Genomic DNA, 15,618 nt, shown 5'->3' on the forward strand with positions numbered 1-15,618 from the left:
TCCCTGCCCTCTCACTTCAAACCATCGAGGATCTCATCGACCTTTTCGGTCGTGAGTCGCTCGTGGTAATGGCCATTGACCGTCATCGCCGGCGCGTACACGCAAGCGGCGATGCATTCTTCTTCCTGCTTGAGATAGACGCGCCCGTCCGCGGTGCTCTCGCCAAGCTTGATCCCGAGCTTCTTCTCGCAATGGCGCACGAGGTCTTCGGCGCCGTTCAACCAGCAGGAGATATTGGTGCAGATCGCGACGTTGTTGCGCCCGACCGGCTTGGTTTCCAGCATCGAATAGAAGCTGGCCACTTCGTAGGCCCATACCGACGGAACGTCGATGTACTTTGCGACGGCCGTGATCAGCTCATCGGTGAGGAAGCCTTCGTTTTGTTCCTGCGCGGCGAACAGCGCCTGGATCAGCGCGGAGCGCTTGCGGTCCGGCGGGAACTTGCCAAGCCAATGGTCGATGTGATGGCGCGTGTGCTCACTGAGCACGACGAGCGGATCGACATGCTTGACCTGAGCGTAATTTCCGGTGGCTTTCATGTGATGTTTCCTCCGGGCTCAGCGGTCGACTTCGCCGAACACGAGGTCATAGGTGCCGATCATTGCCACCACGTCGGCCAGCATGTGGCCGCGCACGATGGTGTCCATCGACGACAGGTGGGCAAAGCCCGGGGCGCGCAGGTGCACGCGGAACGGCTTGTTGGCACCGTCGGACACCAGGTAGCAGCCGAACTCGCCCTTCGGGGCTTCGATCGCGGTATACGTTTCGCCCGCCGGCACGCCGTAGCCTTCCGTGAACAGCTTGAAGTGATGGATCAAGGCTTCCATGTCTTCCTTCATGGCCTCGCGCCTGGGCGGCGCAACCTTGAAGTTCTCCACCATCACCGGACCGGGATTGGCGCGCAGCCATTCCACGCATTGGCGGATGATCCGATTGGATTGGCGCATTTCTTCCACGCGCACCAGATAGCGGTCGTAGCAGTCGCCGCCCACGCCAACCGGAATGTCGAAGTCCATCTCGGCGTATTTCGCGTAAGGCTGTTTCTTGCGCAAGTCCCAGGCAATGCCGGAACCGCGCAGCATGACGCCGGTCATGCCCCATTGCTGGGCCAGCTCGGGGGAAATGACACCGATGCCAACGGTACGCTGCTTCCAGATACGGTTGTTGGTGAGCAGTTCCTCGTACTCATCCACCTTGGTCGGGAAATCCGCGGTGAAGGCATCGAGGTAATCGAGCATGGAACCTTCGCGCCAGCTGTTGAGGCGCTTGAGATCATTGCCCTTGTGCCACGGCGATTCGCGATATTGCGACATCTTGCCCGGCAGATCCCGGTACACGCCACCAGGACGGTAATACGTCGCGTGCATGCGTGCGCCGGAGACCGCTTCGTAGCAGTCCATCAATTCTTCGCGCTCGCGGAAGGCATACAGGAATACCGCCATCGCACCCAGGTCGAGCGCGTTCGAACCTACCCACATCAAATGATTGAGGATGCGAGTGATCTCGTCGAACATGGTGCGGATGTACTGCGCTCGCTCGGGCGCCTCGATCCCCAACAGGGTTTCGATGGCGCGCACGTAAGCGTGCTCGTTGCACATCATCGACACGTAGTCGAGGCGGTCCATGTAGCCGATCGACTGGTTGAACGGCTTGGACTCGGCCAACTTTTCGGTGCCGCGATGCAGCAGCCCCACGTGCGGGTCGGCCCGGACGATGGTTTCGCCATCCATCTCCAGCACCAGGCGCAGCACGCCGTGTGCGGCAGGATGCTGCGGACCGAAGTTCATCGTGTAATTGCGGATTTCTTGGCTCGACATGCTCAGTTCTCCCGCCAATGGTCGGCGGCTTCCGCCTTGGCCTGGATCAGGTCGGCATCGTCGCGGATCACGCGCGGCACCAGCACGCGCGGCTCGATCGACACGGGCTCGTACACCACACGTTTCTGCTCGGGGTCGTAGCGCACTTCGACATTGCCGATCAGCGGGAAGTCCTTGCGGAACGGATGACCCACGAAGCCGTAATCGGTAAGGATGCGACGCAGATCCGGATGGCCGTCGTAGATGATGCCGTACAGGTCGAACGATTCGCGTTCGAACCAGTTCAAGCCCGGCCAGATATGCACCAGCGACGGCAGGACCGGCAGGCTGTCGTCTTCGCAGAAGACGCGCACGCGCAAGCGCTGGTTGTATTCGATCGAGAGCAGATGGAACACGGAAGCGAAGCGGCGCGGAATGGATACGCTGCGCGGACGGTCGGCCCAGGCGAAACGCCCTTGGGCTTCGCCTTCCACGCCACGCGAGAAACCGGTACTGGACACGTCAGTGGTGTCCCATTCCGTCTGGCCATAGCCGAGATAGTCAATGCCGCATAGATCGACCGCTTCGGTGAAGCGAAAGCCCGGCTCATCGCGCAATGCGGTCGCTACGGCCAGCAGGTTGGCGGATGCCACTTCCGCCATGACCTGGCCATGCGCCACGGTAATTTGCAGCAGGTCGCCGAATCGCGCGGAAAGGCGCTCGACCAGCGGCGAGTGAATGTGTGTATCGCTCATGAGGGCGCCTTCAGGAACGCGCGATGGTGCTGGTACGACGGATCTTTTTCTGCAACTGCAGGATGCCGTGGATCAACGCCTCGGCCGTAGGCGGACAGCCCGGCACGTAGATGTCCACCGGCACGATGCGGTCGCAGCCGCGCACCACGGAATAGGAATAGTGGTAGTAGCCGCCACCGTTAGCGCAACTGCCCATGGAAATGACCCATTTCGGGTCGGGCATCTGGTCGTAGACCTTGCGCAGCGCCGGAGCCATCTTGTTGACCAGCGTGCCGGCCACGATCATCACGTCGGACTGGCGCGGGCTGGGGCGGAAGATGACGCCATAGCGATCCAGGTCCAGGCGCGCGGCGCCCGCATGCATCATCTCGACCGCACAGCAGGCCAGGCCGAACGTCATCGGCCACATCGAACCGGTACGCGCCCAGTTCATGAGCGCATCGACACTGGTGGTCGCCCAGCCGCGCTGGATGATCGGATTGTCGCCGGCCGGACGCAGGATGTCGTCCACCAGGTTCAACGGCTGCGGGTTATGCATCACCCGATCGATGGAGGAGATCACTCCCATTCCAGTGCTCCCTTCTTCCACACGTAGGCAAAACCGATCACCAGCAGCAGCAGGAACAGCGCCATCTCGATCAGCGCGACGATGCCGATATGCTGGAACACTACCGCCCACGGAAAGAGGAAGGCGATTTCCAGATCGAAAATGATGAAAAGAATGGCAAGGAGGTAGTAGCGCACATCGAATTGCATGCGCGCATCCTCGAAGGCCTCGAAGCCGCATTCATACGGCGAAAGCTTCTCCGATTCCGGCCGACGGGGACCGACCAGCAGGCCGATCACCAGGAGGACGAGACCCAGTCCGGTGGCGATACCGAGGAACAGGAGAACGGGCCAATATTCGGCAAGCACGGTATAACTTACCTCCGCACCACACAGGTGCATCAGTGACCGTCGGGGCAAACGGTCCGGAAGTTTCGAGTCAGCGGGCTGTCCAGCCCTGTACGCTGCCGCGCAGAATGCAGGTGCTCGACGATCCACGGGTCCAGCCCGGGGATCGCGACATTGTATCAGTGCGCATGGGTGCGCCGACAAGCCTTGTGTGGCGCAACATGGGATATTTCTTGCAATAAAGCTGTTGCCACGAAAGCGTCCCGCATCCATGCATGCCTATCGCACACAAGCGTGGCAACGCCGACCAGGCGATCGGCTACATGGTCTGCGTGGCTCGCTCCGCACCCAATGCGCCGGCAAGCAAGGCCTCGATCCGGCTGCGCGCCGCCTCGCCGTCACTGGACTCGTTGAATTGCACGCCGATCCCGGCAGTACGATTGCCCTGCGCGCCAACCGGAGTAATCCATACCACTTTGCCGGCTACCGACAGGCGCTCGCTTTCATCGATCAGGCTGATCAGCAGGACCACCTCGTCACCCAGCGAATAGCGCTGCGCGGTGGGCGCAAACAGGCCCCCATGCTTCAGGAACGGCATGTAGGCGTTATAGAGCGAAGCCGTGTCCTTGAACTTCAGCGAGATAATGCCCTGGCGGGCGGCGACCGGGTTCATGCCTGCTCCTGTCGTGCGGCGCTATGGGCGGTTGGCAATAGCCCATCCTAACCAGCAGGTACGCCATGCGCAAAGGCATTCTCGCCGAAGTGGAAGCGCGGGCTCACAATGCGTGCCAGCCCCAGTGATCGAAGATCCAGGGCGAGGGCCAATCCAGATGGAGCTTGGCAAACGCCAGCCCATTCACCCGATGGCCCGGCCATGACAGCCGATACGCTCCATCCGGATCGCGCGCCAGGGGTGCGTGTCGCCAGTTCCAGTCCCGGATCCCGTCGGGCGTCGCGACCAGCAGGCGCAACCAGGGCCGCACAGCCGCCGGAGGCCGCCACGGCAAGCGGCCCTGCCCAGGCGGGCCGGCAATCTGCACGTATAGCTCGGGACCAAGCGCCAGCCGGCGCATCCGCGCACCGCTCAGCACCATCTGGGTGTGATGCTCGGCCAGCGCGCGCAGCTTGCGCTCGCGTTCGTCCACGCTGGCATCGATCGCCACCGGATAATTCGCCGGCTCCGCCCCGCCATGTACAGGGTAGGCCAGCAATATCGGAGAGGGAGAAATACCGGCCAGGGCCAGCCGGCACAGCACATGGGCAGCCCCATGATCAGGATGGCTGTCGCGCAGGGCCGGACAGCAGACCAGGCTGGGCTGGAATGCCTGCATGACCGAACGCACGGCGGCAATCGATCCAGCCGGATCGCCGCGCAGGCGGCCGGTCACTTCCATATCCTGCCAGCCCAGGGGATGGAGCGCCGTCGCCGGCACGCCGAGCTGTTCCAGCGCGCGCATCACCTCGTTCCGCCGCCGCACGCCCCAGCGCCGGCGCGATGCCGGACCGATATGCAGGCGGCGTTCGATATAGCGTTGCGGCCATGGATTGTTGTCGCCGTCCGTCAGCAGCAAGATTTGCACTGTGCCGCCAGCAGCCAGCACCTGCTGGATCAATAGTCCACAACCGAGTGTTTCGTCATCCGGGTGAGGCGCGACCACCAGCAGGCGCGTCTGCGCGGATACGGACCATGACTGCTGCATCAGCGCCAGCGCCCCAGCAGCTCCAGCAGCAACAGGTCGCCACGCAGTGGGCCACGCAAAGCTTCGCGCGTGCGGTTGGCAGCGTCATACCATGCGGCCAAGGCTTCACTATCCAGCGCACTGGACAGCGGGCCCGCCTGCGTGGCGGCGCGGGCACGCATTTCATCGGCCACGGCCTGGGCTGCAAACCACAGGCGTTGTTCCAGCGCGCTGTCGAGCCAGCGTTTGCCCATTTCCATGGCGTCGCCACGACCGGATGCCAGTGCGGCAAGATCCTTGCGGACCTCCTGCCGTTGCGCCAACGCGCCCTGCTCTGCCCAGATGCGAGCCAGCCCGGGATTGCCGGCCGCCGCAGCCAGGGCCGCCGGCGCATCGCGCACGCCCATTTCCTGCAACCATGCCAGGGATGCATCGTGCGAAGGCAACTGGAAATCGATGCGTTGGCAACGGCTGCGGATGGTCGCCGGCATGCGCCATGGTGCGTCAGCCACCAGGATCAGCATGGTGCGTGTCGCAGGCTCTTCCAACGTCTTCAGCAAGGCGTTCGCGGCCGCCGCATTCATGGCGTCGGCCGGATCGATGCTGGCGACCTGCCAGCCGCCGAACTGGCTGGCCGTGGCAAGCCGAGCGGACAAATCGCGAATCTGGTCGACCACGATTTCCGATCGTTGTACGCCGTCCTTGCGCAAGCCATAACTCAGCGACACGACGTCCGGGTGCGTGCCCGCATCGAACAGCAGGCAGCTGCGGCAAGCGCCGCAGGCGTCGCCGTCGCGGGGTTGCTGGCACAAAAGCCCGCGCACGAACCGCCGAAGGAAATCACGCTTGCCGAGTCCGCGCGGACCACACAACAGCAATGCGTGCGGCAAGGCATCGCGCTGCCGGCGCGCCTGCAGGCGCATCCAATGCTCTGCGTGCCAGGAAGGAATATTCATGCGCCAATCTCGAACAGAGGCGCAATCGCCGCGATGGCAGCTTGCAGCACCTGGTCTGGTGATTGGCTCGCATCGATCATGCGAAAACGCTGCGGCTCGGCGTCGGCCCGTTCGCGATACGTTTTGCGCACGCGCTCGAAGAACGCATCGGTTTCCGTCTCGATGCGATCGGCCGCACCGCGACCCGCGGCACGCGCGCGTCCAGTCGACACGGATAAGTCGAGCAGCAGCGTCAGGTCCGCACTTAGCCCCGCGCAGGCCCAGCTTTCAAGCGCGGCGATGCGCTCGAATGGCTGCCCTCGCCCACCGCCCTGATAAGCGTAGCTGGCATCGACATAGCGATCGCACAGCACCCATTGCCCGGCTGCCAGCGCCGGCTCGATCCGTTCGCGCACCAACTGCGCACGCGACGCGAACATCAGCAGGAGTTCGCTCTCGGCACTGATCCCGGCGCGCGATGCATCCAGCACGATCGAACGCACTGCCTCGCCCAGGGGCGTGCCACCGGGTTCGCGTACTTGCAGCAGGCTCACGCCATGGCCCAGCAAATGATCGTGCAGACCGGCGAGCAACGTACTCTTGCCCGCGCCTTCGCCACCTTCAAGCGTGATGAAACGTCCGCGCCGGCTCATTGGCAATGCTTCAGTTGATAGCAGGCGACATGACGATTCTGCTCTTCCAGCGTACTGGCGAAAATATGCGTGCCGTCGCCACGCGAGACGAAATACAACGCATCGCCCGACGCCGGATGCAAGGCCGCCTCGATGGCGGGCTTGCCGGGCATGGCGATCGGCGTCGGCGGCAAGCCCGGACGTGTATAGGTGTTGTAAGGCGTATCGGTAGTCAGATCGCTCTTGTGGATCGTGCCGGCGTAGCTGGAGCCCATGCCGTAGATCACGGTCGGATCGGTCTGCAGCAGCATGTTCTTTTGCAGGCGCCTCACAAACACGCCGGCAACGCGCGCGCGTTCGTCGGCACGACCGGTTTCCTTCTCAATGATGGAGGCGAGAATCAGAGCCTGATAGGGCGTGGTCAACGGCAGATCGGGCGCGCGCTGTGCCCACGAGGTTGCCAGCGTCTTGTCCATGGCTTCGTGCGCACGGCGCAGAATGTCCAGATCGCCGTCACCTTTTACGTAGGCATAGGTTTCCGGCAGGAAACGTCCTTCGGCCTTCTCACCGGGCGCGCCGATCTTCCGCATGATGGCGGCCTCATCCAGTCCCGCCGTCTCGTGCTTCAGCTTGTCGGCCTTGGCCAGTGCCTGCAGCACATCGTGAAAGGTCCAGCCATCGACGATGGTGACGTCGCGCTGCAATACCTTGCCTTGCGCCATGTTGGCCAGCAACTGTTGCGGCGTGATGCCCGGAGTGATCGCATACTCGCCTGCATGCAGGCGCCCGGCGACCTGCATCCGTTCGGCCAGCAGGCGCCAGTACAACGGCGAAGAGGTGCTCAATCCCTGGCTGCGCAACTGATGCACGACGTCCTTGAAGCTGGTGCCGCGGCCAATGTCGATGCTCTCGCTCGCGCTGCTGACGTGCAGTGGCGTGACACTGAAACGCGAAAAGTCTCGCCAGGTCCATCCGGCGGCGCCCACCACTGCCAGCAACAGGATCCACAGCAGGACACGCCACGCCACACGTCCGCCTTGCCTACCGCCTCGATTCATGCCTGCTCCATCGGGAAACCCAGATCGCGCCAATGCTGCTGCATGGCACGTGCCACCGGGCCGGGAGCGTACACGGTATCGTCCACGGCCTGAACTGGCAGGATGCCGCGAATGCTGGAGCTGAGGAAGAGCTCGGAAGCAGCCAGGCAAGCATCGAGCGGCAGATCGCGAACCTGGCAATCAGGAAAGCGCTCAAGCATCGCGGCTCGCGCCACGCCAGCCACCCCGCAGCGATCCACGGCGGGCGTGACGATGGCGCCGCCGAGGACGGCGAATAGATTGGCCGCCGTCGCTGAAATGACCTGGCCATGCCGGTCGCATACCAGCCCTTCGGCGATCGCCGGATCGCTCCATTCGGCACGCGCCAGCACCTGCTCCAGTCGATTGAGGTGCTTGATACCCGCCAGCAGCGGCTGGTCGGCGAGCGTGGCCCGGCATCTATGCACGCGGATGCCATCGACGTAGGCAGATGCCGCAATGGCCGGCCCCGGAAAGGCCGCGACAATGCGGGTGGCCGTGCCGGGGATTGGCAGTGCATAACCACGCTCGCCAAGGCCACGGGTCACGGTGATGCGCACGATGGCATGCCCGAGTCCATGCCCAAGCCGCCATGCTTCCCGCCAAAGCAGCTGCGGATCCGGCAACGGCATGCGCAATCTTTCGCAACCGGCCATCAGGCGCTGCATATGGCGCTCCCAGAGCGGCGCGCGGCCATGCACAAAGCGGATCGTTTCGAACAGGCCATCGCCGTAGCTCAGACCGCGATCAAGCGCCGAGACGCTGTCATGCGGCTGGCCGTTGACCAACATCATCAACCGGCCACCCCTAGCGCTCGCAACATGCCACGCGCCTTGGCCCGCGTCTCGTCCAGCTCCTTGGCCGCGATGGAATCGGCCACGATGCCGGCGCCCGCCCGCAGACTGACGCGGTTGCCGCTCAAGGTCAGCGTGCGGATGAGGATATTCAAATCGAGATCGCCGTTGCGATCGAGATAGCCCAGCGCGCCGGTATAGGCGCCGCGCGGCTCGTCTTCCAGCGCAGCGATGATTTGCATGCAGCGCACCTTGGGACAGCCGGTGATGGTGCCGCCTGGAAACGTCGCTGCGATCACCTGCCCCGGGGTAACGTCTTCGCGCAGCCGGCCGCGCACATTGGAAACGATGTGGTGCACGTGCGCGTAGCTTTCCACCACCATCAATTCGTTTACTTCCACCGTGCCCGGCTTGCAGACACGGCCCAGATCGTTACGCTCCAAGTCGATCAGCATCACGTGCTCGGCGCGTTCCTTGGGATGTGCGGTGAGCTCGCGAATGCTTGCACGATCATCGTCGCCTTCCGACCTTGGACGTGTGCCGGCGATCGGCCGGGCCTGCACCACGCCGCGACGCATTTCCACCAATCGCTCCGGTGACGAACTGACCACCGCCCAATGCTTTTGCTGGAAGAGGCCCGCGAATGGCGCCGGGTTCGCGCGACGCAGCGCAGCGTAAAGGCTGACGGCGGAAGGCGCCACGGGAAACAGCGCGCGCCATGCCCGCGACAGATTGGCCTGGAAGAGATCGCCAGCCCGCAAATGCTCATGGATGCACGCAACGCCGTGCAGGAACGACGATGGATCGTCTTCCTCGATCTTGGCCGGCGCCTCCGGCAACGATGACCGGGGTGGCGCGGCATCGAGGTCCGCCAGCATCCGGTCGAGCAACGTCTCCTGTCCTGCTTCGGCTACCAGGATCGTGCATTCGCGTTGATGATCGACAATGATCGCAGCCGGGCAGCGCACTGCCTGCGCTATCGGCAGGTGCGACGCATGGCGCAAGCGAAGCGTCGGCTCGATTTGGCCGGCGAGTTCATAGGCAAGGAACAGGATCCAGCCGCCATGGAACGGCAAGCCGTCATCCTCTCCTTGTGGCAATCGCTCTGCCTGCCACGAGGCATCGAGCGCATCGAGGAAGCGACCGGCGCGCACCTGCCCATCGGCATCCTGCACACGGCCATTGGCGTCCAGCGTAAGCACGCCTTGGGGAAATGCGAACAGAATGTCGTAGCGCGCGTTTGCGCCCGCCCGCGTAACGCTTTCGAGCAACGCGGGATAACGCTCTGGAAACGCAGCGGCCGGCGCAAGCAGGTCGCGCCGGCCGGCCAGCATACGGTTCTGGTGGCTCACTAGATCCGGCGGAAAGCAAGCGTGCCGTTGGTACCGCCGAAGCCGAACGAATTGGAGATGGCAATCTCGAGCTTCGCCTCGCGCGCGGTGTGCGGCACGAAATCGAGGTCGCAACCTTCACCGGGCTCGTCGAGATTGATCGTCGGCGGCAACACCTGGTCGCGCATGGCAAGGATGGTGAAGATCGCCTCCACGCCGCCGGCCGCGCCCAACAGATGGCCCGTGGTGGATTTGGTCGAGCTCATCGCCAATTTATAGGCGTGGTCGCCAAACACGCGCTTGGCAGCCAATACCTCGCCCAGATCGCCCAGCGGCGTCGAAGTGCCGTGGGCATTGATGTATTGCACGTCGGCCGGATTGATCGCGCCATCGCGCAACGCCGCTTCCATGCAACGGGCAGCGCCTTCGCCGCCTTCGCTTGGCGCAGTGATGTGGTAGGCATCGCCACTCATGCCGAAGCCCACCAGCTCGGCGTAGATCCGCGCGCCGCGGGCTTTCGCATGCTCATATTCTTCCAGCACCAGCACGCCCGCACCATCGGACAGCACGAAACCATCGCGGTCCTTGTCCCACGGCCGGCTTGCCTTGTGTGGCTCATCGTTGCGCGTGGACATGGCCTTGGCCGAGCAGAAACCGGCCATGGCCGTACCGGTCGTGGCGAACTCGGCTCCGCCGGCGATCATCACGTCCGCGTCGCCATACTGGATCATGCGGCCGGCCAGGCCGATGTTGTGGGTCGCCGTGGTGCACGCCGTGACGCAGGCAATGTTCGGACCTTTCAGTCCGAACATGATCGACAGGTGACCCGAGACCATGTTGATGATCGAACTGGGCACGAAGAACGGCGAGACGCGGCGCGGTCCCTTTTCGTGCAGGTCGATCGACGTATCCTCGATGGTATTGAGGCCGCCGATGCCGGCACCGACCGCCACGCCGATACGCGGCGCATTCGCCTCCGTCACGTCCAGCCCGGAATCGCGCAGGGCCTGGGTGCCCGCGGCAATGCCGTAGTGGATGAACGGATCCATCTTCTTCACGTCTTTTGGCGGCATCCATTGCGCAGCATCGAAGTCACGCACCTGGCCGGCGATGCGCGTGGCATACGCCGTGGCGTCAAAGTGCGTCACCGGGCCGATGCCGCTGGCGCCCTTGAGAATATTGTCCCAGGCGGTGGCGATGTCGTTGCCGACCGGCGAGATGATACCCATGCCAGTCACTACCACACGTCGTTTGCTCATGGATCGAAGTTCCTTGCTGGTTCGGGAAGATCAGCCAAAAGGCGTCACCTTCCGCACATCGCGATGCGCGCCGACCTTGTACACCATACGGGATCGGACGTTACCTATTGCAGAAACGAAAACTGCGCCGAGGTGGCGCAGATTCCGGTATCGCTGCGTAATGCATGGGACGCCTGTGCGCCACCGTGCCACGCTGGATCATTCCTTGGTATGAGCCTTGATGTAGTTGACGGCTTCCTGCACGGTGGTGATCTTCTCGGCTTCTTCATCGGGAATTTCGGTTTCGAATTCCTCTTCGAGCGCCATCACCAGCTCGACCGTATCCAGCGAATCCGCGCCCAGGTCGTCCACGAACGAAGAGTTTGGATTGACTTCGTCTTCCTTCACGCCCAGTTGCTCGACGACGATTTTCTTGACGCGTTCTTCGATGGTGCTCATGTTGCCTTTGCCTCCCAAGGGGAAATTGTCTGTCTCGCCGGCTTTTTCGCCGGCAAAGCCTGCGGCATTGTAGTGGCTAAGCCGCGAAGCCGCCAATCATATGCCAGGGAATACAAGCCGCCACGGTGTCCGCGTCGACGCGAAAGCGCCAATTGTCGCCTAAAAAGGACGCCGTGACGACTCCTCGAGTTCAGCGGCCCGGATCGACCGGAAAATTTCAAACGCACCGACCCATTCCAGCCACCAGCTGTACTGCCAAGGGCCTTTTTTTCAAGGCTTTGGCCGCCCAGCTTGTCGCTCAAGGCATGTACATGCCGCCATTGACATGCAAGGTTTCGCCAGTGATGTAGCCCGCCGCCGGAGACGCGAGAAAGCCTACTGCCTTGGCGATATCGCCTGCCTCGCCCAGGCGGCCGAGCGCAATCTGGCCCAGCAGGGCCTGCCTGGACTCCTCCGGCAGGCCGCGGGTCATATCGGTGTCGATGAAACCAGGTGCCACCACGTTGACGGTAATGCCACGCGAACCGATCTCGCGCGCCAGCGATTTGGAGAATGCGATGATTCCGGCCTTCGCCGCGGCGTAGTTGGCTTGTCCAGGGTTGCCAGTCAGTCCGATCACGGAGGCAATCGAAATGATGCGGCCCTTGCGGGCTTTCATCATGCCGCGCATGACCGCCTTTGACGTGCGATAGACCGAACTGAGGTTGGTATCCAGGATGGCGTGCCAATCCTCGTCGCGCATGCGCATCAGCAACTGGTCGCGCGTAATGCCTGCGTTGTTGACGAGGATCGAAACTGGCCCGAATTGCTTGGCGATCTCACCGACCAGCGCCTCCACTGCCGCCGAATCGGTGACATTGAGTACGCGCCCGTGACCGCCCTGGGGGGCAAGTCGCTCGCCAATCGCTGCAGCCCCCGCCTCGGTGGTCGCCGTGCCGATGACCACTGCACCCATGGCCGCCAATTCGTCGGCAATGGCCGCGCCAATGCCACGGCTTGCACCGGTGACCAATGCAATCTCACCTTGCAGTGTGCTCATCCTTCAAGTCCTTCCATACAGGGAATTCGAATGATACGGACCTGCTTCAGGTCCATGCGCCACGTGCGGCGTCGAGTTCTGCCGGCATGCCGACCGCACGGGTCTCGACATTTTTGTCGATACGCTTGATCAAGCCCGCCAAGACCTTGCCGGGACCGCATTCGGCAAAGCGCGTCGCGCCACCGGATACCAATGCCTGCACGCATTCCGTCCAGCGTACCGGCAGATACAGCTGCCGTTGCAGCGCGCCGCGGATATCGTCAAGCGACGAGTAACTGCGCGCCTCGGCATTCTGCACCACAGGGATGGCCGGCAGCTCCCATGCGATCGAGGCCATGCGCTCGCCGAGGCGGTCGGCTGCCTCGCGCATCAATGCACTGTGCGAAGGCACCGATACGGCCAGCTTGACGGCTTTCTTCACACCCAATTCCGCAAGCCTGGCCAAGGCGCGATCGACCGCCGCGGCGTGGCCGGCAATCACCAACTGGCCAGGCGAATTGAAGTTGGCCGGCGCAACCACCTGCCCTTGCGCAACTTCCGCGCAGACCGCGGTGATCTGTTCGTCGTCACCGCCCAGGATCGCAGCCATCGCGCCCACGCCCGCTGGAACCGCCGTCTGCATAAGACGTCCGCGTTCGGCGACCAGGGCGGCGGCATCGTGCAACGACAATGCGCCGGCGCAAACCAGCGCGCTGTATTCGCCCAGGCTGTGGCCTGCCAATTGGGAAGGACGCGCGCCGCCAAGTTTCTGCCATACACGCCACACCGCAACGCTAGCGGCAAGCAGCACAGGCTGGGTGTTCTCGGTGCGATTGAGCTGCTCTTCCGGACCTTGCTGGCTCAGCGCCCACAGGTCGATGCCAGCGCCTTGCGAAGCTTCCTCAAATGTGGCCTTCACATCGCCGTGGAGAACGGCGAGATCGGCAAGCATACCGACCGACTGCGACCCTTGGCCGGGAAAAACAAAGGCGAGCGACGCGGACGATGGGGTCATGAAAAGGTACAGTTGAAGAAAAACGAAATGGTGCCATCAAGAGGCGACATGCGCAGCCGTTTTTTTGTCATGGGACAGGCAGCGGACCGTGCGATCCACCAGCGACAGACACACCTGCCGGCAAGATCCGCCTTCCTGACTCAATAGCGCAGGAGCGCGGAAGCCCAGGTAAATCCACCGCCGAAAGCTTCCAGCAGTAAATTCTGTCCACGCTTGACCTTGTCCGAACGCACGGCATAGTCCAGCGCCAGCGGCACCGAACCGGCCGAGGTATTGGCGTGTTTGTCGACCGTGACGATCACCTGTTCCATCGACATGTTCAGGCGCTTGGCGGTGGCTTCGATGATGCGCAGGTTGGCCTGATGCGGAATCAGCCAGTCCAGCTGCGAAGCATCCATGCCGGCGGCACCGAGTGTTTCCTCGACCAGCGAATCAAGCGTTTTCACCGCGACCTTGAATACTTCGCGGCCAGACATGCGGATGCGCACGCCGTGATTGGGCTCGTCCTTGAATCCCGCGGAAACACCGACCGGGTTGTACAGCAGATCTCTGTAACCGCCATCGGCGTGCAGGCAGGTCGCATAAATGCCCGGCTCGCTGGACGCCTCAAGCACCACGGCGCCGGCGCCGTCGCCGAACAATACGCAGGTCTCGCGCTCGTTCCAGTCAACCATGCGCGTAAGCGTTTCCGCACCGATCACCAGCACTTTCTTCGACTGGCCGCTGCGAATGAATTTGTCCGCCACGCCCAATGCGTAGACGAAGCCCGAGCAGGCGGCGTTGACATCGAACGCGGCACAGCCGTTGGCACCCAGGCGGTACTGCACCAGGCAGGCGGTGGACGGGAAAATGATATCGGGCGTAGTGGTGCCCAACACGATCAGGTCCAGTTCCGACGCTTTCACGCCGGCAGCTTCGAGCGCGCGCTGCGCGGCCAGGAAGGACAGGTCGCCGGTGGTCTCCCCTTCTGCCGCCACATGGCGCTGGCGGATGCCGGTGCGTTCGCGGATCCATTCGTCGCTGGTATCGACGAATTTCTCCAGGTCGGCATTGGTCACGACTCGCTCCGGCAAGGCGCTGCCGGTGGCGATGATGCGAGAGTAGATCTGGGCCATTGAATATCCATCAGCAGGCGGTGGTGCCCCATGCCATCCGCCTGACGGATGGCTCGCCGCACCAAGACCGCAACGTTACGTTGGCGGATGCCAGAACGCAAAGCGGCGCGTCACCGCGCCGCTTGCCGAACCGACTCCAGGGAGACCTTGCAGCCTCCGGGCACGAAGCCTCAGTCTTCCTCGGTCACTGCCACCTGGGTGTCGATCACCTTCTTGCCGCGGTAGTAGCCATCGGCGGTCACGTGGTGACGGCGATGCACTTCACCGCTGGTCGGATCGGTGGCCAACTGCACGGTGCTCAGCTTGTCGTGCGAGCGACGCATGCCGCGGGTGGACGGGGTCTTGCGGCTCTTTTGAACGGCCATGATGCTTCTCCAGCTAAATCAGTTCTTTTTGAGTTCGCGCAACACCGCGAACGGGTTATCGGAACGCACTTGGGCGGGCACATCTTCCGCCGGCGGGCGCGTGACTTCTTCGGGCAACTCGCTGTCCGGATTGACCGGCACCAGTGGTAACGCCAACAGCAATTCGTCCTCGATCACATCGATCAGGCCGAGCTTGTCGTCCTCGGCAACCAGCAGCGGCTCGCACCCAGCCGGCAACGCGGACTCTTCGCGCTCGGAACGGATCAGGCCCAGCCGGCTATCCACCGTGACCGGCATGACGAACGGCTCGAGCGTGCGCTGGCAAACCAGCCACAAAGGCGCCTGAACCCGTACATCGACATATGCCGTACCGTACTCGTCCCGACCGAAGTCGAGCTCGTACTGGGCCAATCCTGCACTCTCCGCCAGCACGCCGCACAGGCGAGGCATTGCGGCGATGGGCAGCGACCCCTGGAACGAACGCCGCGCCGAAACCATGCGCCAAGCGTCCACGGA

At 63.2% G+C, this 15,618-nt stretch carries 19 protein-coding genes; all 19 read right to left on the minus strand.

The window, feature by feature from the left end:
- Positions 1 to 11: 11 nt before the first annotated feature.
- The 19 genes from nuoE to ISP15_RS02290 all read right to left on the minus strand — a co-directional run bounded on the left by nuoE (position 12) and on the right by ISP15_RS02290 (position 15,600).
- Positions 12 to 539, minus strand: coding sequence for an NADH-quinone oxidoreductase subunit NuoE (gene nuoE, locus ISP15_RS02200; protein WP_404544601.1), 528 nt, complete (start codon positions 537 to 539; stop codon positions 12 to 14).
- Positions 540 to 557: 18 nt separating this feature from the next.
- Positions 558 to 1,817 carry an NADH-quinone oxidoreductase subunit D gene (locus tag ISP15_RS02205; RefSeq protein ID WP_404544604.1) on the minus strand — a complete coding sequence of 420 codons (1,260 nt, stop codon included), beginning with the start codon at positions 1,815 to 1,817 and terminating at the stop codon, positions 558 to 560.
- Between the two features lie 2 nt (positions 1,818 to 1,819).
- Positions 1,820 to 2,551, minus strand: coding sequence for an NADH-quinone oxidoreductase subunit C (locus tag ISP15_RS02210; protein ID WP_404544607.1), 732 nt, complete (start codon positions 2,549 to 2,551; stop codon positions 1,820 to 1,822).
- A 10-nt stretch (positions 2,552 to 2,561) separates the two neighbouring features.
- On the minus strand, positions 2,562 to 3,119 hold the full coding sequence (locus tag ISP15_RS02215; RefSeq protein ID WP_404544610.1) for a NuoB/complex I 20 kDa subunit family protein: 558 nt from the start codon (positions 3,117 to 3,119) through the stop codon (positions 2,562 to 2,564).
- On the minus strand, positions 3,110 to 3,466 hold the full coding sequence (locus ISP15_RS02220) for an NADH-quinone oxidoreductase subunit A (protein ID WP_404545311.1): 357 nt from the start codon (positions 3,464 to 3,466) through the stop codon (positions 3,110 to 3,112). Before ISP15_RS02220 ends, ISP15_RS02215 begins: the two co-directional genes overlap by 10 nt.
- Positions 3,467 to 3,764: 298 nt before the next feature.
- A complete protein-coding gene (locus tag ISP15_RS02225) occupies positions 3,765 to 4,118 on the minus strand; it encodes a PilZ domain-containing protein (protein WP_404544612.1) in 354 nt (117 codons plus the stop codon).
- 103 nt (positions 4,119 to 4,221) lie between these two features.
- A complete protein-coding gene (locus ISP15_RS02230; RefSeq protein WP_404544614.1) occupies positions 4,222 to 5,145 on the minus strand; it encodes a PIG-L deacetylase family protein in 924 nt (307 codons plus the stop codon).
- Positions 5,145 to 6,080 (minus strand): DNA polymerase III subunit delta', encoded by a 936-nt coding sequence (gene holB / locus ISP15_RS02235; protein ID WP_404544617.1) that lies wholly within the window; start codon positions 6,078 to 6,080, stop codon positions 5,145 to 5,147. Before holB ends, ISP15_RS02230 begins: the two co-directional genes overlap by 1 nt.
- On the minus strand, positions 6,077 to 6,712 hold the full coding sequence (tmk, locus tag ISP15_RS02240; RefSeq protein ID WP_404544620.1) for a dTMP kinase: 636 nt from the start codon (positions 6,710 to 6,712) through the stop codon (positions 6,077 to 6,079). Before tmk ends, holB begins: the two co-directional genes overlap by 4 nt.
- Positions 6,709 to 7,749 carry an endolytic transglycosylase MltG gene (mltG, locus tag ISP15_RS02245; RefSeq protein WP_404544623.1) on the minus strand — a complete coding sequence of 347 codons (1,041 nt, stop codon included), beginning with the start codon at positions 7,747 to 7,749 and terminating at the stop codon, positions 6,709 to 6,711. The genes tmk and mltG overlap by 4 nt, the downstream gene beginning before the upstream one ends.
- Positions 7,746 to 8,561 (minus strand): aminodeoxychorismate lyase, encoded by an 816-nt coding sequence (gene pabC / locus ISP15_RS02250; protein ID WP_404544625.1) that lies wholly within the window; start codon positions 8,559 to 8,561, stop codon positions 7,746 to 7,748. Before pabC ends, mltG begins: the two co-directional genes overlap by 4 nt.
- A complete protein-coding gene (locus ISP15_RS02255) occupies positions 8,561 to 9,895 on the minus strand; it encodes an aminodeoxychorismate synthase component I (protein WP_404545313.1) in 1,335 nt (444 codons plus the stop codon). Before ISP15_RS02255 ends, pabC begins: the two co-directional genes overlap by 1 nt.
- Before the next feature lie 17 nt (positions 9,896 to 9,912).
- Positions 9,913 to 11,151: a beta-ketoacyl-ACP synthase II gene (gene fabF, locus ISP15_RS02260; protein WP_404544626.1), complete on the minus strand. Its 1,239-nt coding sequence runs from the start codon at positions 11,149 to 11,151 to the stop codon at positions 9,913 to 9,915.
- A gap of 198 nt (positions 11,152 to 11,349) precedes the next feature.
- Entirely contained in the window at positions 11,350 to 11,589 is a 240-nt protein-coding gene (gene acpP / locus ISP15_RS02265; RefSeq protein WP_404544629.1) for an acyl carrier protein, read from the minus strand.
- Between the two features lie 298 nt (positions 11,590 to 11,887).
- Positions 11,888 to 12,628: a 3-oxoacyl-ACP reductase FabG gene (gene fabG, locus ISP15_RS02270; protein WP_404544631.1), complete on the minus strand. Its 741-nt coding sequence runs from the start codon at positions 12,626 to 12,628 to the stop codon at positions 11,888 to 11,890.
- Positions 12,629 to 12,674: 46 nt separating this feature from the next.
- Positions 12,675 to 13,622: an ACP S-malonyltransferase gene (gene fabD, locus ISP15_RS02275; protein WP_404544634.1), complete on the minus strand. Its 948-nt coding sequence runs from the start codon at positions 13,620 to 13,622 to the stop codon at positions 12,675 to 12,677.
- A 140-nt stretch (positions 13,623 to 13,762) separates the two neighbouring features.
- Positions 13,763 to 14,737, minus strand: coding sequence for a beta-ketoacyl-ACP synthase III (locus ISP15_RS02280; protein ID WP_404544637.1), 975 nt, complete (start codon positions 14,735 to 14,737; stop codon positions 13,763 to 13,765).
- Between the two features lie 170 nt (positions 14,738 to 14,907).
- On the minus strand, positions 14,908 to 15,102 hold the full coding sequence (gene rpmF / locus ISP15_RS02285; protein WP_404544641.1) for a 50S ribosomal protein L32: 195 nt from the start codon (positions 15,100 to 15,102) through the stop codon (positions 14,908 to 14,910).
- Between the two features lie 18 nt (positions 15,103 to 15,120).
- The gene (locus tag ISP15_RS02290) at positions 15,121 to 15,600 is read right to left on the minus strand and encodes a YceD family protein (protein WP_404544643.1); all 480 of its coding nucleotides are present in this window, start codon (positions 15,598 to 15,600) and stop codon (positions 15,121 to 15,123) included.
- Between the last annotated feature and the right edge of the window lie 18 nt (positions 15,601 to 15,618).

Source organism: Dyella jejuensis (assembly GCF_044904675.1).
Lineage (GTDB): Bacteria > Pseudomonadota > Gammaproteobacteria > Xanthomonadales > Rhodanobacteraceae > Dyella_B > Dyella_B jejuensis.